The 18,226-nt window shown below is 63.7% G+C and carries 11 protein-coding genes and 1 tRNA gene; 2 read left to right on the top strand and 10 right to left on the bottom strand.

Annotated elements, in window-relative coordinates; genetic code table 11:
- Nucleotides 1-19: 19 nt before the first annotated feature.
- The 3 genes from ACFX5Q_RS20940 to ACFX5Q_RS20930 form a co-directional block, all read right to left on the bottom strand.
- Nucleotides 20-1,060, bottom strand: a complete 1,041-nt coding sequence (locus ACFX5Q_RS20940) for a proline racemase family protein (protein ID WP_404281128.1) — start codon at nt 1,058-1,060, stop codon at nt 20-22.
- 728 nt (nt 1,061-1,788) lie between these two features.
- Nucleotides 1,789-1,865, bottom strand: a tRNA-His gene (locus tag ACFX5Q_RS20935).
- 343 nt (nt 1,866-2,208) lie between these two features.
- Entirely contained in the window at nt 2,209-2,667 is a 459-nt protein-coding gene (locus ACFX5Q_RS20930; RefSeq protein ID WP_404281126.1) for a phasin, read from the bottom strand.
- Between the two features lie 246 nt (nt 2,668-2,913).
- On the opposite strand from ACFX5Q_RS20930, the gene ACFX5Q_RS20925 reads away from it, so the two are divergent.
- Entirely contained in the window at nt 2,914-6,801 is a 3,888-nt protein-coding gene (locus ACFX5Q_RS20925; protein ID WP_404281124.1) for a PAS domain S-box protein, read from the top strand.
- 314 nt (nt 6,802-7,115) lie between these two features.
- Here ACFX5Q_RS20925 and ACFX5Q_RS20920 read toward each other — a convergent pair whose 3' ends face one another.
- On the bottom strand, nt 7,116-9,074 hold the full coding sequence (locus tag ACFX5Q_RS20920) for an acetoacetate--CoA ligase (RefSeq protein WP_404281122.1): 1,959 nt from the start codon (nt 9,072-9,074) through the stop codon (nt 7,116-7,118).
- Nucleotides 9,075-9,297: 223 nt separating this feature from the next.
- On the opposite strand from ACFX5Q_RS20920, the gene ACFX5Q_RS20915 reads away from it, so the two are divergent.
- A complete protein-coding gene (locus ACFX5Q_RS20915) occupies nt 9,298-11,151 on the top strand; it encodes an AsmA-like C-terminal region-containing protein (RefSeq protein WP_404281120.1) in 1,854 nt (617 codons plus the stop codon).
- Between the two features lie 45 nt (nt 11,152-11,196).
- On the opposite strand, the gene ACFX5Q_RS20910 is transcribed toward ACFX5Q_RS20915, so the two are convergent.
- From ACFX5Q_RS20910 to ACFX5Q_RS20885, 6 genes are all read right to left on the bottom strand, one after another.
- Entirely contained in the window at nt 11,197-12,015 is an 819-nt protein-coding gene (locus ACFX5Q_RS20910; RefSeq protein ID WP_192181830.1) for an ABC transporter permease, read from the bottom strand.
- On the bottom strand, nt 12,012-12,983 hold the full coding sequence (locus ACFX5Q_RS20905) for an ABC transporter permease subunit (protein WP_404281119.1): 972 nt from the start codon (nt 12,981-12,983) through the stop codon (nt 12,012-12,014). The genes ACFX5Q_RS20910 and ACFX5Q_RS20905 overlap by 4 nt, the downstream gene beginning before the upstream one ends.
- Nucleotides 12,984-12,992: 9 nt before the next feature.
- Nucleotides 12,993-14,132, bottom strand: a complete 1,140-nt coding sequence (locus ACFX5Q_RS20900; protein WP_404281118.1) for an ABC transporter ATP-binding protein — start codon at nt 14,130-14,132, stop codon at nt 12,993-12,995.
- 76 nt (nt 14,133-14,208) lie between these two features.
- Nucleotides 14,209-15,306 (bottom strand): polyamine ABC transporter substrate-binding protein, encoded by a 1,098-nt coding sequence (locus ACFX5Q_RS20895; RefSeq protein ID WP_404281117.1) that lies wholly within the window; start codon nt 15,304-15,306, stop codon nt 14,209-14,211.
- Between the two features lie 360 nt (nt 15,307-15,666).
- Nucleotides 15,667-16,617, bottom strand: a complete 951-nt coding sequence (locus tag ACFX5Q_RS20890; protein ID WP_404281251.1) for a DMT family transporter — start codon at nt 16,615-16,617, stop codon at nt 15,667-15,669.
- A gap of 145 nt (nt 16,618-16,762) precedes the next feature.
- Nucleotides 16,763-18,211, bottom strand: a complete 1,449-nt coding sequence (locus tag ACFX5Q_RS20885) for a short-chain fatty acyl-CoA regulator family protein (RefSeq protein ID WP_404281116.1) — start codon at nt 18,209-18,211, stop codon at nt 16,763-16,765.
- Nucleotides 18,212-18,226 lie beyond the last annotated feature (15 nt).

Raw genomic sequence — 18,226 nt, 5'->3', positions numbered from 1 at the left:
CTGAACCGACCACCGACGCCTATTGCTTGACCGAGGTGGAGGTGCCCCAGGTGTCGGACAGCACGTAACCTTGGGGATACGGATCTGTCGGATCGAGATAGTAATTGTGCTCACCTGTGATCCAGGCCCGGCCGGTGATCTCCGGAACGATCGCCCTGCGGCCGCCGACCTCCGTCAGCTCAACAATCCTGCCTGTGAAGCGCGAGCCGATGATCGATTCATGGATCAACACATCGCCCACTCCCATCAGGCCGCGTGCCTGCAGCACAGCCATGCGGGCCGATGTGCCGGTTCCTGTCGGACTGCGATCCGAGCGTCCGGGCGAGACGATGCAGGTGTTGCGAGTGACGTTGCCCGGACCCTGGAACGGCATAGCGAACTGCACGATCGACACGCCGCGCACATGGTCGAATTCCGGATGGACGACATCGAGCTGTTCGCGCGCGGCCCGTCGGACCTTCTCGCCGGCCATCGCCAGTTCGCGAGCCTCGTCGGGGGCGACCGAAAAGCCGAGCGCCTTGGCATCTACGATCGCATAGAACATGCCGCCATAGGCGATATCGACCGTGAGCGTGCCGAGCCCTTCAACCTCGATGTTGGCATCGAGGCGATCGACAAAGGCAGGCGCGTTGCGGAAGGTGATCGACAGGCATTTGCCGTCGCGGCATTCGGCGCGCACCTCGATGACGCCACCCGGCATGTCGAGCTTGAAGCGTGTCTCGGGCTCCTGCATCGGCACCATGCCGGTCTCAAGCAGCACCGTGGAGACGCAGATCGTATTGGACCCGGACATCGGAGGGTATTCCGTCGGCTCCATGATGATGGCGCCCGCGGCGCAATCGTCACGCGTCGATGGGACGAGCAGGTTGACGTGCCGCGCAACACTGCCGCGCGGCTCGCAGATCAGCATCCGCCTGATATGGTCGTGATCACGTTCCATCGTGATCATCTTTTCCATCATGGTGCGGCCCGCCGGCGGCAGGACGCCGCCCACGATGACGTCGCCGACTTCGCCTTCGGCATGACAGCCGACGACACGAATGCTGGTTTTCGTGCGCATTGATATTTCCTTCCTCCAAATGACTATCTTACCTGGCAGGCAGTCGCCAAGTTGCACTTGCGGGCCATCAGGCAACAGCCTGCACTTCATTGTCAGCAAGTGATTTTGCGTTCAGCTCTTTATGACGCCATCAAGGTAGTCCTACCGACGAAATAGGGTGTGCTGCTAGCGGAAACCGAATGCCGTGGCCTTCTGCGTCTAGCTAGAGCGAACCGGTTTCGACGCCGCTGTCGCGAATGCCGGTCTGGGGTAAGTCGGTCGGCAAGGATCGCCAGGAACGCAATGGAGAGGCCCGCGACGATACCCAGTCCAGCGTCGGCCTTGCCGAGTGCGATATAGACCTGCAGGCCGAGGTCGCGTGTGCCGACAAGGGCTGCAATCGCCAGCATCGACAGAGCAGCCATGACGGTCTGGTTGACCCCCAGCATGATCACCGGAACGGCAAGCGGAAGTTTCGCCTGAATTTGAGCTGGGGTCGCGCCATCTGCTCAACTGCCTCGGCCACGTCTGCGCGCATATGGCGGAGCCCCATGCTCGACATAGCGAATAGGTGGCACGATGGCGTAGAACATGATGGCGATGAGGGCTGTGAACTCGCCCACCTTGAAGAACATAAGTGCCGATATCAGAAAGACGATTAGGTGTGACGCGTGTCTTCGATGAGAAGGGGAGTTGCAGCGCAAAGGCCCAAAATGTTGAGGTATCCCAGACCAACGGCTGCAAGCAGATGGTACCGTTGGCTGGGATCGAACCAGCGACCTCCGGATCCACAATCCGGCGCTCTAACCATCTGAGCTACAACGGCACGTGTGACTGGCAGGATCCAGATGAAGCTTGTTCTCCGGGATCCGCACTGTCGTTCGGCGATGCGTCCAATACGGGCTATCGGATCTTAATTCAAGGCCTTTGAGAAGCAAAGGTACGGTTCTACAAACCGCGGCGGATTCCGCCGGACAAAAGAAAAGGCCGGCGGGAGGAGGTGCCGGCCTTTCCTGTTACGAGCCAGCGGGAGGAGGTGCTGGCTGGTCACCCCGGGGAGCAGAGGGAGGAGGTTCCACTCGCCGGGTATTCACTTGGTCACTTTATCGCACATCTATTTGTCTGACGAAATGCGACGTTTTGATGCATCGCCAGGATGAGCGCAAATATTAGGCGGCCTTGATGTCCTTCAGGGCCTTCTCGAAAGCGGTCTTAACCGGCTTGGAGACGTCCTCGGCAGCCTTGGAAGCAACGGCCTGGAATTCCTTGGCCTGCTCGACGGTCGTTTCGACACGCTTGCGCAGGAAGGAGGTCTGCAGCTCGACGACTTCCGACAGCGACTTGGCGCCGATCAGGGCTTCGAGATGCGAGAAGCCGGCTTCGGCATTGGCGCGCAGAGTGGCAATGGTCTTGAGCGACAGGTCGCTGGAAACGGTCTTGGCGGTCTCGAAGGTCGATTCCAGGACCTTCTGGGTCTCCTCGGCGCCGGTCTTCAGCTTGGTGTAGGCCTCTTTCGACTGCTCGACGCCCTTTTCGGCGAAAGCGCGAATCTGGTCGGTGGTCTTGGAAGCATCGAAGGTCGGGAATTCAACGTTCTCGATCGTCTCGCCGGTCTTGGTCTTGGTCATTTTCCATCCTTTTCAGTGGTAGCGGCTTTGACAGAAAGCCGTCTCGTTCATGTATAATGGCAATATAGAGGTTTTTTTGTGCGATGCAACATCTTTGTTGCGGTGCACCATAAAATTCTTCCCTACCGTTAACCAAGAGCCCAGAGATTCCGACCGCTGCACGTCATAGCTTGTGGACCTTCGCCCCGCCGGCTTTTATTAACAAAGCGTTAACTGAAATTGCCCGCCGAGGGATTCGCCAAGCGCATGCCGCCTGAAAACTACTCCTTCCTCGACGTCGCCGTGCTCGACGCGGTTCGCCAGCGCTTCGCCGCCGGCGACGCGATCGCCATATTGTCGGCGGACCTCGAACAGGTGATCTGGGCCAATGGGCCCGGGGCCGCGGTGTTCGGCTACCCGTTTATCGAGGCCATTATCGGCGCCTCGGCACGGCTGCCGCTGATCGCCCGGCGCCAGATCATGGCGACCAGCGGCTTTCCGGAGATCGGCAACGACCGCGCCATCACGGTCAGGCTGGCGACCGGCCTCAGCAGCCGCGCCGTCGGCTTCCTGGCCAGCGCGGTCAGGATGCCGGATGGCGAGCATGCGATCATGCTGGTGTTGCCGGCGGCGCAGACCGGCTCGCGCAGCCCGGCCGAGATCGCCAGCCGCGCCATTGGCGGTTTCACCGAAGATGGCCATTTCATCGCCTTCATCAACGCCGCGGGCGGTGTCGAGGCCGCCTCGGACGGCTTTGCGGCGCTCGGCATCCAGCCCGAGACGCTGGCAGCCCTTGTTGGCGATGTGGCAAACGGCGACGAGCGTATCGTCAAGCGCCTGGTTCCGGGCGGCGCCAGTTCCTATCCGGCCGGCCTCGCCCGGCTGACCGACACGCGCCACCTGCTGGTGGTCATCGACGAAGACCAGCTCGACGATGAAGGGGCCGTTGGCGAGCCCTACGCCGCATCGGCAGAAGACAACAAGGCCGGCCGGGCGGAAGCCGGTCAGGATAATGAGCCCACGACAACAGCTCCGACGGCTGCGGCAGCGGACGTGGCGCCGGACGCCGGCAGCGTCGCACGGCCGACCGACAAGCAGCCTGCCGCTTCGGCGACGCAAAGCCCGGACGACGGTGAACGGCAAACAACGGGCGGAGCGCCGGCGCAACACGACCACTGGTATTTCAATGCCGGCGGGGATGAGGCGAGACAGCCGAACCGGTCAGGCACTCCGGTGCAGGTCGACGCCCCGGCCGAAAGCAGGCAACAGGAGCTTGCCAGGGCCGCCTCTGCCGCCGAACGCCCCGTCGCGGCGACAATCGACCGTTCGGCACCGCCGCTGCGCTTCGTCTGGCGCACCGATGCCGAAGGCAGGTTCAGCGCGCTGTCGGCGGAATTCGCCGGGATCGTCGGCAAGCCCGCCGCCGATGTGATCGGCCGCCGCTTCAAGGATGTGGCGGCCACTTTCGGTCTTGATGCCTCGGGCGAGATTGCCGGCCTGCTGGAGCGGCGCGACACGTGGTCCGGCCGTTCGGTGCTGTGGCCGGTGGCCGGCACCGATCTCAAGATACCAGTCGATCTGGCCGCGCTGCCGGTCTATGGCCGCAGCCGCGCCTTCGAAGGTTTTCGCGGTTTCGGCGTTGCCCGCAGCGGCGACGCGGTGGTCGATCCGGAAGCGATCGGCATGGCGCTTGTCCCCAATGGCGAGATGCACCGGACCAGCGAACCCGCAGTTGAGGCGCCCGAGACGGGAACAGCCGAGCCGGCCGACCCGTTCAAGGGCGAAGTGCCGGCGCTGACCATCGTGCCGAAGCCAGAACGCCGCTTCGCCGACAAGGTGATCCGGCTGGCCGAGCATCGGCAACCGGCCAACGATAAGCAGCCGGCAAGTGAAAGGGGCCTGTCGACCCTGGAGCGCAGCGCCTTCCGCGAGATCGGCGAGCGGCTGAAGAAAGACAGCACGACCCCGGTCGAACAGCCGCCGGCTGCGGAGACCAGCGCCGAGGACACAAAAGCAACCGCCGACAGGGATGCCCCGATCGAGGCAGTCGACGCGACTTCGCCCGGGCAATCCGGCGTCGCACAGCCGGAGCCGTCCGCCGAAGTCGGTGAGCAGGCGAAAGTCGCAGCAACCGTCGGCCAGCCGCCGGAAAGCGAAACGGAAGCGGCTGAACAACCCGAGAGCGACGCCGAAGACGAGAAGGATCTGGCGCGGCTCGACGGCGTCCAGCCGGAGGAAAATAGCGAAGAGGCCCCCACGGACCAGACCGCGGCGCCTGCCGTCTCGGGCTCGCTGCTCGACTATGCCGACCATACGGACGAGCCGGGCCAGGTTGCGGACAGTAGCGACGCGCCGGTTTCCGAGCCGGACCAGGCGACAGTAGCACCGGAAGCCGCCAAGGCTGAGGATACCGAGCCGGCTGTTGCCGAGGCGCCGGCTATGGGCGCCGGCGAAGACGACCGCATGACATCAGACGATTTCCGCGACGCCGAGGACAGCGAGGACTGGGCGCCGGCCGATGAGGACACCGCTGTTTCCACCGGGGACAAGCCTCCTGAGACGAGTGCTGCTCCGCCGGAGCGGCCGCTGCTCAAGGCGCCACAGCTCCAGCTCGGCGGGTTCCTGCCCTCGGCTTTCTCAACCGGGGATGAGACCAAAGCCCCCGATACATCGATCCTCGGCAAGCTGCCGGTGCCGCTGCTCATCCATTCCGGCGACGAGCTTCATTACGCCAATGACGAATTCCTCCGTTTGACCGGCTATGACGCGCTCGACGATTTGGCCGACGCCGGCGGCCTCGGCGCCCTGTTTGCCGATCCCTATTCCGACGACGGCGCTGCCGACGAAAGCGATCGGGCGCTCAGGCTGAAGGCACGCGACGGGCAGGAATTCCCGATCGACGCCATCCTGCGCTCGGTTCCGTGGCGTGGCGGCAAGGCGTTGATGCTGGTGGTGCGCCGTTCAGGCGAGGACGAAGCGCCGGCCGCGGCCCTGCATGGCCAGTCGGACGAGCCGACCCAGCCTGATGTTTCCGAGCTCAAAAGCCGCATTGCCGAAATGCGCACCATCATCGACACCGCCACCGACGGCGTGGTGCTGATCGGCCGCGACGGCGCGATCCGCTCGATCAGCCGTCCGGCAGAAGCATTGTTCGGCTTCGACAGCGACGAGGTGGCCGGCAAGCCGTTCGCCTCGCTGTTCGCCATTGAGAGCCAGCGCGCGGCGCGCGACTATCTCAACGGGCTTTCCGAGCCCGGCGTGGCGAGCGTGATGAATGACGGCCGCGAGGTGATCGGGCGCGAGGCGCAGGGGCGCTTCATTCCGCTGTTCATGACCATCGGCAGGCTGCCCAGCGACAGCGGCTTCTGCGCCGTGGTGCGCGACATCACACAATGGAAGCGGGCGGAGGAAGATCTCACCCAGGCGCGCGCGGTGGCCGAGCGCGCCTCCTCGCAGAAGACGGATTTCCTGGCCCGCATCAGCCATGAGATCCGCACGCCGCTCAATGCCATCATAGGCTTTTCCGAACTGATGGTGGACGAGAAATTCGGGCCGGTGGCGAACGACCGCTACCGCGACTATCTGCGCGACATCAACCGATCGGGCAACCACGTGCTCGACCTCGTCAACGACCTGCTCGACATTTCGAAGATCGAGGCCGGCCAGCAGGAGATGGACTACGAGGCGGTGTCGCTCAACGACACGCTGGCCGAAACCGTGGCGATGATGCAGCCGCAGGCCAATCGCGAACGCGTCATCATCCGCTCCAGCTTCGCTTCGCGGCTGCCGGAAGTGGTTGCCGATTTGCGCAGCGTGCGCCAGATCGCGCTCAACATCCTGTCCAACGCCATCCGCTACACACAGGCGGGCGGCCAGGTCATTGTCTCGACCGCCTACGAGACCTCGGGCGATGTCGTCATGCGCGTGCGCGATACCGGCATCGGCATGAGCCAGGCCGAGATCGAGCAGGCGCTGAAGCCGTTCAAGCAGATCAACGCGCTGAAGCGCGGACGCGGCGACGGTACCGGTCTCGGACTGCCGCTGACCAAGGCGATGGTGGAGGCCAATCGGGCTCGCTTCAGCATCAACTCGACGCCCGGCGAAGGCACGCTCGTCGAAGTCGCCTTCCCCTCGACCCGCGTGCTGGCCGAGTAGGCCCGATCCATTGCTTTTGCAGCAAAAGAAAAGGCGTCCAATGGGACGCCTTAGGTAATGAGATTGCTGTCACAACGGGGCTTGAGCGAAACTGATCCTCAGGGGACGAGGACGGGATTTCTCCCTCAAGTTACATGCGACTATCGGCGCCGGCCCTTAACAAATCCTTACCGGCCGGGCGGAAAATTTACGAATGTGTACCACTCATGAAATCTAGGTAAATTCGACCGAGATAATTCGTTAACCATCGTGATGGCCTTTTAGCCATGCATGCCGTTCTCCCAAAACCGCCACACACTTTTGGGCGGCATGCATCAGTCGGCAAGCTGCGGCAGATTTTTGAACAACTCCAGCGCCTCGGGATTGGCGAGCGCCTCCTTGTTCTTGATGGCGCGGCCATGCACCACGTCGCGCACCGCAAGTTCGGTGATCTTGCCCGATTTGGTGCGCGGAATGTCGGTGACGGCGACGATCTTTGCCGGCACATGGCGGGGGCTCGCCCCGGTACGGATTTTCGCGCGGATGCGTTTTTCCAGATCGGCGTCCAGCACCACGCCGGCGGCCAGCCGCACGAACAGCACGATGCGCACGTCATTGTCGAAATCCTGGCCGATGCACAGCGCCTCGAGGATCTCCGGCATCTGTTCGACCTGGTTGTAGATCTCCGCCGTGCCGATGCGCACACCGCCCGGGTTGAGCGTCGCGTCGGAGCGGCCATGAATGATCAGGCCGCCATGGGCGGTCCATTCGGCGAAGTCGCCGTGGCACCAGACATTGTCGAAGCACTCGAAATAGGCGGCCTTGTATTTCTTGCCTTCGGGGTCGTTCCAGAAGCCGATCGGCATTGCCGGAAAGGCTTTCGCGCAGACCAGTTCGCCCTTCTCCTGCCGGACCGGCCTGCCGTCGTCGTCCCAGACGTCGACGGCAAGGCCGAGGCCGGGTCCCTGGATCTCGCCGGTCCATACCGGCTCAGTCGGCACGCCGAGCACGAAGCAGGAGACGATGTCGGTGCCGCCGGAGATCGAGGCCAGATGCACGTCCTTCTTGATGCCGTCATAGACGAAGCGGAAATCCTCCGGCGACAGCGGCGAACCGGTCGAGGAGATGGTGCGCACCGTGGAAAGATCGTGGCTGCGGATCGGCTCGAGGCCGGCCTTGCGCACGGAATCGATGAACTTCGCCGAGGTGCCGAAATAGGTCATCTTCTCGGCGTCGGCGAAGTCGAACAGCGCGTTGCCATCGGGATAGAAGGGCGAGCCGTCATAGAGCAGCAAGGTCGCGCCGGAGGCCAGGCCCGAGACCAGCCAGTTCCACATCATCCAGCCGCAGGTGGTGAAGTAGAAGAGGCGGTCGCCGTCGAGCAGGCCGGCATGCAGGCGCTGTTCCTTGATGTGCTGGATCAGCGTGCCGCCGGCCGAATGGACGATACATTTCGGAATACCGGTCGTGCCTGAGGAAAACAGGATGTAGAGCGCGTGCGCGAACGGCAGCCTCTCGAAGCTGACCGGCTTGGCGGCAAAGGGAGACAGCGCCTCCTCAAGGCTATCCGCCCTGTCGATGGTCGCTGCCACATCCGCCGATGTGCCGAGATAGTCGACGATCAGGATCTTGCGGACGGAAGGCAGCTTTGCCGCCACCGTCGCGATCTTGTCGGCGACCTCGATCGCCTTGCCATTGTACCAGTAGCCGTCGGGCGCGATGAACACGACGGGCTCGATCTGGCCGAAACGGTCGAGCACGCCCTGCTCGCCGAAATCGGGAGAGCAGGACGACCAGACGGCGCCGATCGAGGCCGCCGCCAGCATAGCTGCGACGGTCTCCGGCATGTTGGGCATCATGGCGGCGATACGGTCGCCTTTCTTCACCTTCAGCGACAGGAAAAGCTGCTGCAGGCGCGAAGTCAGCGCATTGAGTTCGTTCCAGGACAGCCGCCGCTCGACCTTGTCCTCGCCGCGAAAAACGATCGCCTCGCCTGACCCGGTTTTCTTCAAAAGGTTCTCGGCGAAGTTCAGCGTCGCGTCGGGAAAGAAGGCTGCCCCCGGCATCTTTTCGCCATCGACCAATGCGCGATCGCCCTTGTCGCCGACGATACCGCAAAAATCCCAGACCAGGTCCCAGAACGCCTCGCGATCGTCGATCGACCAGCGGTGAAGCTCTGCATAGGCAGCGAAGGAGAGACCGGTTTTCGCCGCCGCGGCCTTCATGAAGGCGGTCATCGGCGCAGCGTCGATCTGGTCTTGCGTCGGGGTCCAGAGTGGTGCGTCGGCAGCCATGATCGTTCCTCCACGGGCTGCACCGCTTATGCATATTGCGTTGCAGCAGGGCAAGATTTTGTTCCGACAAGCGATGACGCATCGGGAAAACCGCCGGCAAAGCAGATGTCCATGGCTGTTGGTGTGCGCAAATGCCATCGCCGGGCCATAAAGACTTGAAATGCGTCAGCGCTGGGTTACACCCGTCGGGCGATTTGTCGGCAATGGAAGCAACCGGGGCGATATGCGATCATCTTTGATCCGGCGCGGAATATGGGCGATCGGCGTTGCCGTGCTCGTGATCGCGCTGGTCGTCGCCGCCCTGCCGCTGTTTGCCTCGACCCGCATCGTGCGCGACCGCATCGCCTGGGAGATGAGCGCCTGGAGCGGCTTCAGGGTCACCATCCAGGGCTCGCCGCGCATCGAGGTCTGGCCGAAATTCCGCGCCATCCTGAGCGACGTGACGCTTTCGCAGTGGACCGAGACCGACGCCCCGCCGGTGATCGAAGCCGAGCGCGTCGAGGTCGACCTCTCCGCCATGGCGGCATTGCGCGGCGATGTGGTGTTTTCCACCGCGCGGCTGGTGCGGCCGACGATCAGGGTCCAGCGTGCGACAAACGGTTTCTACCTGCCGGCCATTCCGACCGGCGGCCGCATCACGCGCTCGATCGACACGGCGCGCGGTGTAGTCAGTGCCGATCCGGCCAAGCCCGATCTCAGCAAGCTGCCGGCCGATCCGTTCGGCACGGTGGAGTTCAGGGACGGCCGCATGGTGGCCCTGGTCGGCGGCAAGGAGACCGAGATCCTGAGCAGCCTTACCGGCCAGGCGAACTGGGCGGCGATGAACAGCAATGCGACGATGACGGCGACCGGCATCTGGCGCGGCGAAAGCGTAGCCGTCGATTTCGCGTCGCCAAACCCGCTGGTGTTGTTTGCCGGCGGTGCCGCTCCAATCACGCTATCCTTCAAGGCCGCACCGGCCACCTTTTCCTTCGACGGCATGGCCTCGATGTCGGAGAACGGCTATTTCGATGGCCAGGCGAAGTTTGCAGCGCCCTCGCTGCGGCGCGTGCTCGAGTGGTCGCAGGCCGGCATCGCGCCAAGTGCAGCGATCGGCTCGGTCTCGGTCGCCAGCAAGGTGACGGCGTCGGCCGGCCGGGTGAAATTCGAAAACACCACGGTGGCGCTCGACAACAATCCGGGCATGGGGGCACTGGACTTCTCCTTCGGCGAGACCCTGCCGGTCATCTCCGGCACGCTCGCCTTCGACACGCTCGACCTCCGGTCGTTTCTGTCCGCTTTCACGCCGCTGGCACCAACCGGAGAGTCCGGCCCCGGCGAGATCGACACCAGCTTCGCCGACAAGGTCAATCTCGACCTCAGGCTGTCGGCGGCGCACGCCACGGCCGGACCCGTCCAGCTTGCCGACGTCGCCGCCACGGCGCAGGTCAAGAACGGGCTTGCCGTCTTCGACATTTCGGATGCCTCGGCGTTCGGCGGCAACATCCAGAGCAGCCTGCGTTTCGACCGCAAACCCGAAGGCACGCAGGTCGAGATCCGGCTTCTCGCATCCGACGTCGACGGCGGCGCCTTCGCCACCGCGGCCGGCATGACGCGGCTGGTGCCGGTCGGAACCGCAACCGTCTCGGTCATCCTGAAAGGGCCGGGCAAATCCTGGGATTCGATCTTCGAAAACGCCGACGGCTCGGTCACGGCGACGTTCGGGCCGGGCGCGCTCACCGGGCTCAACCTGCCGGCCTTCCTCAAGCGCACCGAACAGGGCGGGTTCTTCGCGCTCGACGACGTCTCCAACGGGACGCTGCCGATCGACGGCGCCGAGATCAAGGCCAGCATCTCGAAGGGCGTGGCGCGGCTGGACAAGGCCGAGGCCAATTCGGCCAAGTCCAAGATCTGGCTTTCCGGCATCGCCTCCTATGCCGGACGGGGGCTGGCGCTGTCGGGCGGCGTCATCCAACCTGAGCAGGCCGCCAAGCAGCCGGATGGGCAGCAAGGACCCAACCAGTCGTCCTTCTTCGTCGGCGGCACCTGGAGCACGCCGTTCATCTCGCCGATCAGCCGCGGCATTTCGGGCGAATAGACCGCCCCTTCTCCCGTCAGGCAGCCAGCACTTGCGGCTGCCTGATCAGCCGCGCTGCGCCGCCTGCTCGTCGAGCTGGCGCTGCACTTCACGCCGCTTGTTGGCGAGCGAGGCGATGATGACGCCGATGGCGACGACGGCGATCAGAATGGTGCAGGCGGCGTTGATTTCCGGCGTCACGCCGAGGCGAACCTGGCTGTAGATCTTCATCGGCAAGGTTGTGGCGCCAGGGCCCGAGGTGAAGCTGGCGATCACCAGGTCGTCGAGCGACAGCGTGAAGGCCAGCATCCAGCCGGAGACGATGGCCGGCATGATGACCGGCAGCGTGATCTGGAAGAAGGTCTTCACCGGTGTCGCGCCAAGATCCATCGCAGCTTCTTCCAGCGAACGGTCGAAGCTGATGAGGCGCGACTGCACGACGACGGCGACAAAGCACATGGTCAGGGTGATGTGGGCAAGGGTTACGGTGAAAAAGCCTCGGTCGAGGCCGACAGCGACGAAGAGCAGCAGCAGCGACAGGCCGGTGATGACCTCCGGCATGACCAGCGGGGCAAAGACCATGCCGGAAAACAGCACCCGGCCCCTAAAGCGCGTGTAGCGGGTCAAGGTGAGCGCCGCCAAAGTGCCGAGCACGGTGGCCACCGTGGCCGAGATGACGCCGACGCGGGCCGTTACCCAGGCGGCGTCCATCAGGCCCTGGTTGTGGAACAGCGAGACGTACCATTTGGTCGAGAAGCCGCCCCAGACGGTGACCAGTTTCGACTCGTTGAACGAGAAGACGATGAGCAGGACAATCGGCAGGTAAAGAAAGGCAAAGCCCAGCACGATCGAGGTGATGTTGAAGCGGCTCCAGGTGGCGTTCATTTGCCTTGCTCCTGGGCGCGCGCCTGGGCCTGCTGGAAGAGCATGATCGGCACGATCAGCAGCAACAGCAAGATGACGGCGACGGCCGACGACACCGGCCAGTCGCGGTTGGCGAAGAACTCGTTCCACAGCGTCTTGCCGATCATCAGCGTCTGCGAGCCGCCAAGCAGGTCGGGTATGACGAACTCACCGACGGCCGGGATGAACACCAGAAGGCAGCCGGCGATGACGCCGGGCAGCGACAGCGGAAAGGTGATCTTCCAGAAGGCGCTGGTCGGCGGGCAACCGAGATCCTTGGCCGCCTCGATCAGCGAGTAATCCATCTTCTCCAGCGACGAATAAAGCGGTAGCACCATGAACGGCAGATAGGAATAAACGATGCCGATGAAGATCGCCGTGTAGGTGTTGAGGATGATCAGCGGCTGGCTGATGATGCCGGTGGCGAGCAGCAGCTGATTGAGCAGCCCCTCGGGCTTGAGGATGCCGATCCAGGCGTAGACGCGGATCAGGAACGAGGTCCAGAAGGGCAGGATCACCAGCATCAGCAGCGTCGGGCGGATCGTTGCCGGGGCACGCGACATGCCATAGGCGATCGGATAGCCGACGAGCAGGGTCAGCAGCGTCGAGATCGCGGCGATGATGACGCTGGTCACATAGGCGTTGAAGTAGAGCGCGTCCTCGGTCAGCCAGGTGTAGTTGTCGATGCTGAGCTGCTTGAGCTGATCAAAAAAGCCGGAAATGCCGCCGCTGAAATCGAGCACCGGCGTGTAGGGCGGCATCGCGATCGCGGTCTGCGACAGCGATATCTTGAAGACGATGATGAAGGGAATGAGAAAGAAGAACAGCAGCCAGAGATAGGGGATGATGATGACCAGACGGCCGACGAAAGCCGCTCCCAGTCTGGCCAGTGGGGACTGGGCGGCATCTGCCGATGGGGACGTTGCTGCAGCGGCGGTGGCGTTCGACATGGTCGCCCCCTACCGTGTCAGCACGACGCCGGCATCGGACCGGAAAGAAACCCAGGCGCGGTCGTTCCAGCTCAGCGGATCTTCGGTCACGCGCGCCGCGTTCATCGTGCTCGCCCGCACCATCTGTCCGTCGTCCAGCCTGACGTGATAGACGGTCATGTCGCCGAGATAGGCGATGTCGTAGACTTCGCCTTCGAGCGCATTGACCGCGTCGGCGGGCTTCTTCGACGAAATCCTGATCTTCTCCGGCCTGATGGCGAAGACGATGTCGGCGCCGGCCGCGGCAGCGCCGGCGTTCTCGACGACGATCTGGGCTCCGGTGGCGCCCGCGATGCGGGTTGTCTTTGCCGTCCGCTCGGCAACCTTGCCTTCGAACATGTTCACGTTGCCGACGAAGTGGGCGACAAAGCGCGAGGCAGGCGCCTCGTAGACTTCGGGCGGCGTCGCCACCTGCATCACCTCGCCCTTGTCGAGGATGGCGATGCGATCGGCCATGGTCATCGCCTCTTCCTGGTCGTGGGTGACGACGACGAAGGTCAGACCAAGCTTCTGCTGCAGGTCCATCAGCTCGAACTGCGTTTCCTCGCGCAGCTTCTTGTCCAGCGCACCGAGCGGCTCGTCGAGCAGCAGCACCTTCGGTCGCTTGGCGACCGAGCGGGCGAGCGCCACTCGCTGGCGCTGGCCGCCCGACAATTGGTGCGGCTTGCGCTTGGCGAACTGCTCGAGCTTGACCAGCTTCAGCATCTCGGCGACGCGCGCGGCGATCTCGGGCTTCGGCATGCCGTCCTGCTTGAGGCCGAAGGCGATGTTGTTCTCGACCGTCATGTGCGGGAACAACGCATAGGACTGGAACATCATGTTGACCGGCCGGCGGTAGGGCGGGATGCCGCGCAGATCCTGGCCGTCGAGCAGGATGCGGCCGGCGGTCGGCTCCTCGAAACCGGCAAGCATCCTGAGCAGCGTCGACTTTCCGCAGCCCGACGCGCCGAGCAGCGCGAAGAACTCGCGCTCGAAGATGGTCAGCGACAGATTGTTGACGGCGGTGAAGTCGCCGAACTTCTTGGTGACATTGTCGAACTGGATATACGGCTTGGCGTTCGGATCATTCCATGGCGCGAAATCCCTGCGGATGCTGCCAAGCGATTTCATATCCCCACTCCGTCTGCTGCGTTCCCCGAAAAAGATTTGACCCCGGCAGCTGGCTGCCGGGGTCGTGTCTGATCGCCTACTGACCGGTGACGATCTTGGTCCAGGTGCGCGTGATGAGGCGCTGGGTCTTCGGATCGTAGGGCTGGACGGTATACAGTTTCTGCAAGGTCGCCGCATCCGGATAGATCGCCGGATCTTCGAGCACCGCCTTGTCGATGAACTGCTGCGAGGCTTTGTTGCCGTTGGCGTACAGCACATAGTTCGATGATTTGGCGATCACTTCGGGCTTCATCATGTAGTTGAGGAACTCGAGCGCCTCGGCGACATGCGGCGCATCGGCCGGTATCGCCATCTGGTCGAACCACATCTGGGCGCCTTCCTTCGGCACGGCATAGCCGATCTCGACGCCTTGCTTGGCCTCGACGGCGCGGTTGCGGGCCTGGAAGACGTCGCCCGACCAGCCGACCGCCAGGCAGATGTCGCCGTTGGCGAGCGCGTTGATGTATTCGGACGAATGGAATTTTCTGATGTAGGGCCGGATCTTCAGCAGTGTCTCTTCGGCCTTGGCAATGTCGTCGGGCGAGGTGCTGTTCGGATCGAGGCCGAGATATTTCAGCGCCGCCGGAATGATGTCGGCCGGCGAATCCAGCACGTAGACGCCGCAATCCTTCAGCTTAGCCAGGCTTTCCGGATTGAAGAACGCGTCCCAGCTGTCGATCTTGTCGGTACCGAGCGCGGCTTGCACCTTCTTGATGTTGTAGCCGATGCCGACGGTGCCCCACATGTAGTTGATCGAATATTCGTTGCCGGGGTCGTATTTGGCGGTCCGTTCCAGAACAGTGTCCCACATGTTGGAGATGTTCGGCAGCTTCGACTTGTCGAGCTTCTGGAACACGCCAGCCTGGATCTGGCGGGCTAGGAAATTGCCGCTCGGCACGACGACGTCGTAGCCGCTGCCGCCGGCCAGGAGCTTGGTTTCGAGGATCTCGTTGGAATCGAAGGTGTCGTAGACGACCTTGATACCGGTCTCCTTGGTGAAGTCGTCGATGATCGAGCTGTCGATATAGTCGGACCAGTTGAAGACGTTAACGACGCGGTCCTCGGCATGACCGCCTATGGTGAAAAGTGTCAAAAATGCCGAAGTCGCCGAAAGCCAGAGCGCTTTGCGGATCATGCTATTCTCCTTTGGTGAGTGTTCCATCGCCGGTCCGTCGCGACATCCGCGCGGCCGGGCTTTTGTTCAGATTGTTGGGCTTGCCGGAGAGCGGCAAGCCAGAGTTGGTGCAGCAGGCCTGGCTCGATGTCCGATCGGATGGAGAGCTCGCGTACCCATGCCAGGATCTTGTGGGCGTTTGGCCGCCGTCAGAAGCTTTCGCCACGGCGCGGGCAGGGATACGACGATGTTGTCCGGTCTCGATCGGACCGGCGGAGACACTTGGCAAGATACGCCTGTCTTGTTGTTGCCGTGGCCGCAACCTGCCCGCGCCGCAACACCATTGTCAATGGCAAACGCGCGCGCCGCATCGATGCCGCATCAATTAGGCGAAGGCAGGCCAGTGACGCCCGGCCGCTCGGGTCGCGCCTGACGCTTGAACTCGAGTCCGATATGAACGAGCAGCGCGGTGACGACGACCGCGCCGCCGATGATGGTGCGCGCCGACGGCACCTCGGAATGGACAAGCCAGACCCAGATCGGACCGAGGATCGGCTCGAAGGTGCCGAGGAGTGCCGCGATCGCGGCCGGGACCAACCGGGCACCGGTGGCGAAGAAGACAAGGCCGACGCCGAGATTGATGACGCCAAAGACAAACAGAAAACCCATGTCGTGGCTGGAAACGGCGAATGCCGATGCCTGAGACGCGGCGAAGGCGCCGGCCAGCATCGTGCCAAGGCAGGTCGCCGGCGTCATGCGCACATAGGCGAAGCGCCGGGTGATGACGGTGGCGATCGAGAATACGCAGGCGATGAGCAGCGCCAGACCGTCGCCGATGGGAGACACGGTGCCGCCAAGCGATTCCGACACCATGATGGCGACGCCGGCAATGACGGCGGCGATTGCCAGCCAGGTCGCCCTGGTCACCCGCTCGCGAAACAGCAGCCAGGCAAGCAGCGCGGCCAGCAGCGGCACGCCGGCCTGCATCAACAGGATGTTGGCGACTGTGGTGTGGGCCAACGCGACGATGAACGAGGTCGATGCGATGGCGAAGCAGAAGGCCACGGCCAAGCCAGGCAGGCCCATGTCGCGAAACAATTTCAGCATGCCGCGCCAGCCGTCGCGCCAGGCCATGAACGCGATGAGAAAGGCGGCGGCCCAGGCCGAGCGCCAGAACACAATCGTCCAGTTGTCGGTGATGTCGAGGAACCGGGCGATGGTGCCGCCAAAACTCCACACCAGCGCCGACAGGAACACCAGAAGCATGCCTATACGTTCCTCGCGTGGCGAGACGACCGACGAAGAAGCACTTGGCGATGCGGTATCGGTCATGGTTGCCACTGTCGCGATTTCCAGGACGGCACGATGCGCGATGGACGACAGAAACGTGCTTCAATTGTGTAGGGCAAAGACGAAGGTCGGACGAGGTCCACCGAATGGCGGCGGTTGTGACAACGGGTTGCCGTCGCGAACCGCCTCACTGAAAATCGAAAGCGCTCAATCCGGTCACCATCTCGTCGAGGCCGAGCGGGCGTGTCACCGGCGGCTCGGCGCGGGCGAGGCAGCCGATGCGTTCGCAGAGCCGGCAGGCAGGGCCGACCGGCGTGGCCGGGGCGGGGCCCTGTCCGGCCTTGCCGCTTGCGGCCGGCCCCGGAAGGGCCGCGCCATAGACGATCTCGTCGCGAAAGCCGATGTCGCAGGCCAGGAGCAGGGCGGTGCGTCGCGGGCGTTCCGAGAACGAGCCTTGCGGGCCTTCCAGCGTGCGGGCGATGCAGAGGAATTCGGCGCCATCGGGCATCTCCACCGCCTCGACAAGGATTTGGCCCGGCAGCGTGAAGGCGGCGTGGACGGGAAGCTTTGGGCAGCCGCCGCCGAAACGGCTTTGCGGAAAGCCCTGGCTGCCCGCCTTGCGGAAGCGGTTGCCGGCGTTGTCGACCTCGAGCATGAAGAACGGGACGCCCTGCGCACCCGGCCGCTGCAGCATGGTCAACCGGTTCGCCGCCTGTTCGAAGGACACGCCGAAGCGCGAGCGCAAAACGTCGACGTCGTAGCGGGCGCGCACCGCCGCCGAATGGAAGGCCTGATAGGGCATCATCAAGGCGTGGGCGGCATAGCGGCCGAGTTCGAAACGAGCGAGCCTTCGGGCCTCGTCGGTGGTCAGCTTCAAGCCTTGAATCTCGCCGGCGACCGCGACCGTCATGCGGATCAGGCAAGCCTCCATCGCCACCTCGCGCAACTGGTCGAATGGCGACAGCCGCTCGGACAGGAACAGGCGCTGCGAGTGGCGGTCGTAGCGGCGGCGCCAGTTCGGCATGGTGGCGACCGGCAGCACCCTGACCACGATGCCGTATTCGCGCCTCAGCCAAGCCTTCAGCGCGCCGAACAGGTCGTCGCCCGGATCGAGCAGCGCGGTGAAGGCCTCGGCTTCTTCCTCGAGCGCGGAAAAGTGGTTCGGCCGGCGTTCGAAAATCTCGTGCACCTCGTCGACCGGAAGACGGGCGCCGGAGAGCGCGGTGGCCCGGCCCTCGCGCGCCAGAAGTTCGCTGAGATCGGAAAGCCGCTCGGCCTGTTCGCGATAGGCACGGAAAAGCTTGATCATCGCGGCCGAGGCGTTGGGGGCGGCCTCGGCCAGCTCGATCAATTCCTGGTCACCCGGCAGTTCGCCTGAAAGCAGCGGATCGCCGAACACTTCCTTCAAGGCCGATATCGATCCCCTCGCCTCGCCCTGCAATTCATGCGGATCGACCTTGTAGACGGATGCCAGCCTCAGGATCAGCTGGACCGTCAGCGGCCGCTGGTTGCGCTCAATGAGGTTGAGATAGGACGGCGAGATGCCAAGCCCTTCTGCCATCGCCGTCTGGGTCAGGCCCTTGGCGTTGCGGATGCGGCGGATGCGCGGCCCTGCGAAGATTTTCTGGTCAGCCATCGACTGTCCTTGACA

The sequence above is a fragment of the Mesorhizobium sp. IMUNJ 23033 genome, assembly GCF_044778005.1.
In the GTDB taxonomy this organism is placed as follows: domain Bacteria; phylum Pseudomonadota; class Alphaproteobacteria; order Rhizobiales; family Rhizobiaceae; genus Mesorhizobium; species Mesorhizobium amorphae_A.
This window is presented reverse-complemented; position numbering and strand designations above follow the sequence as displayed.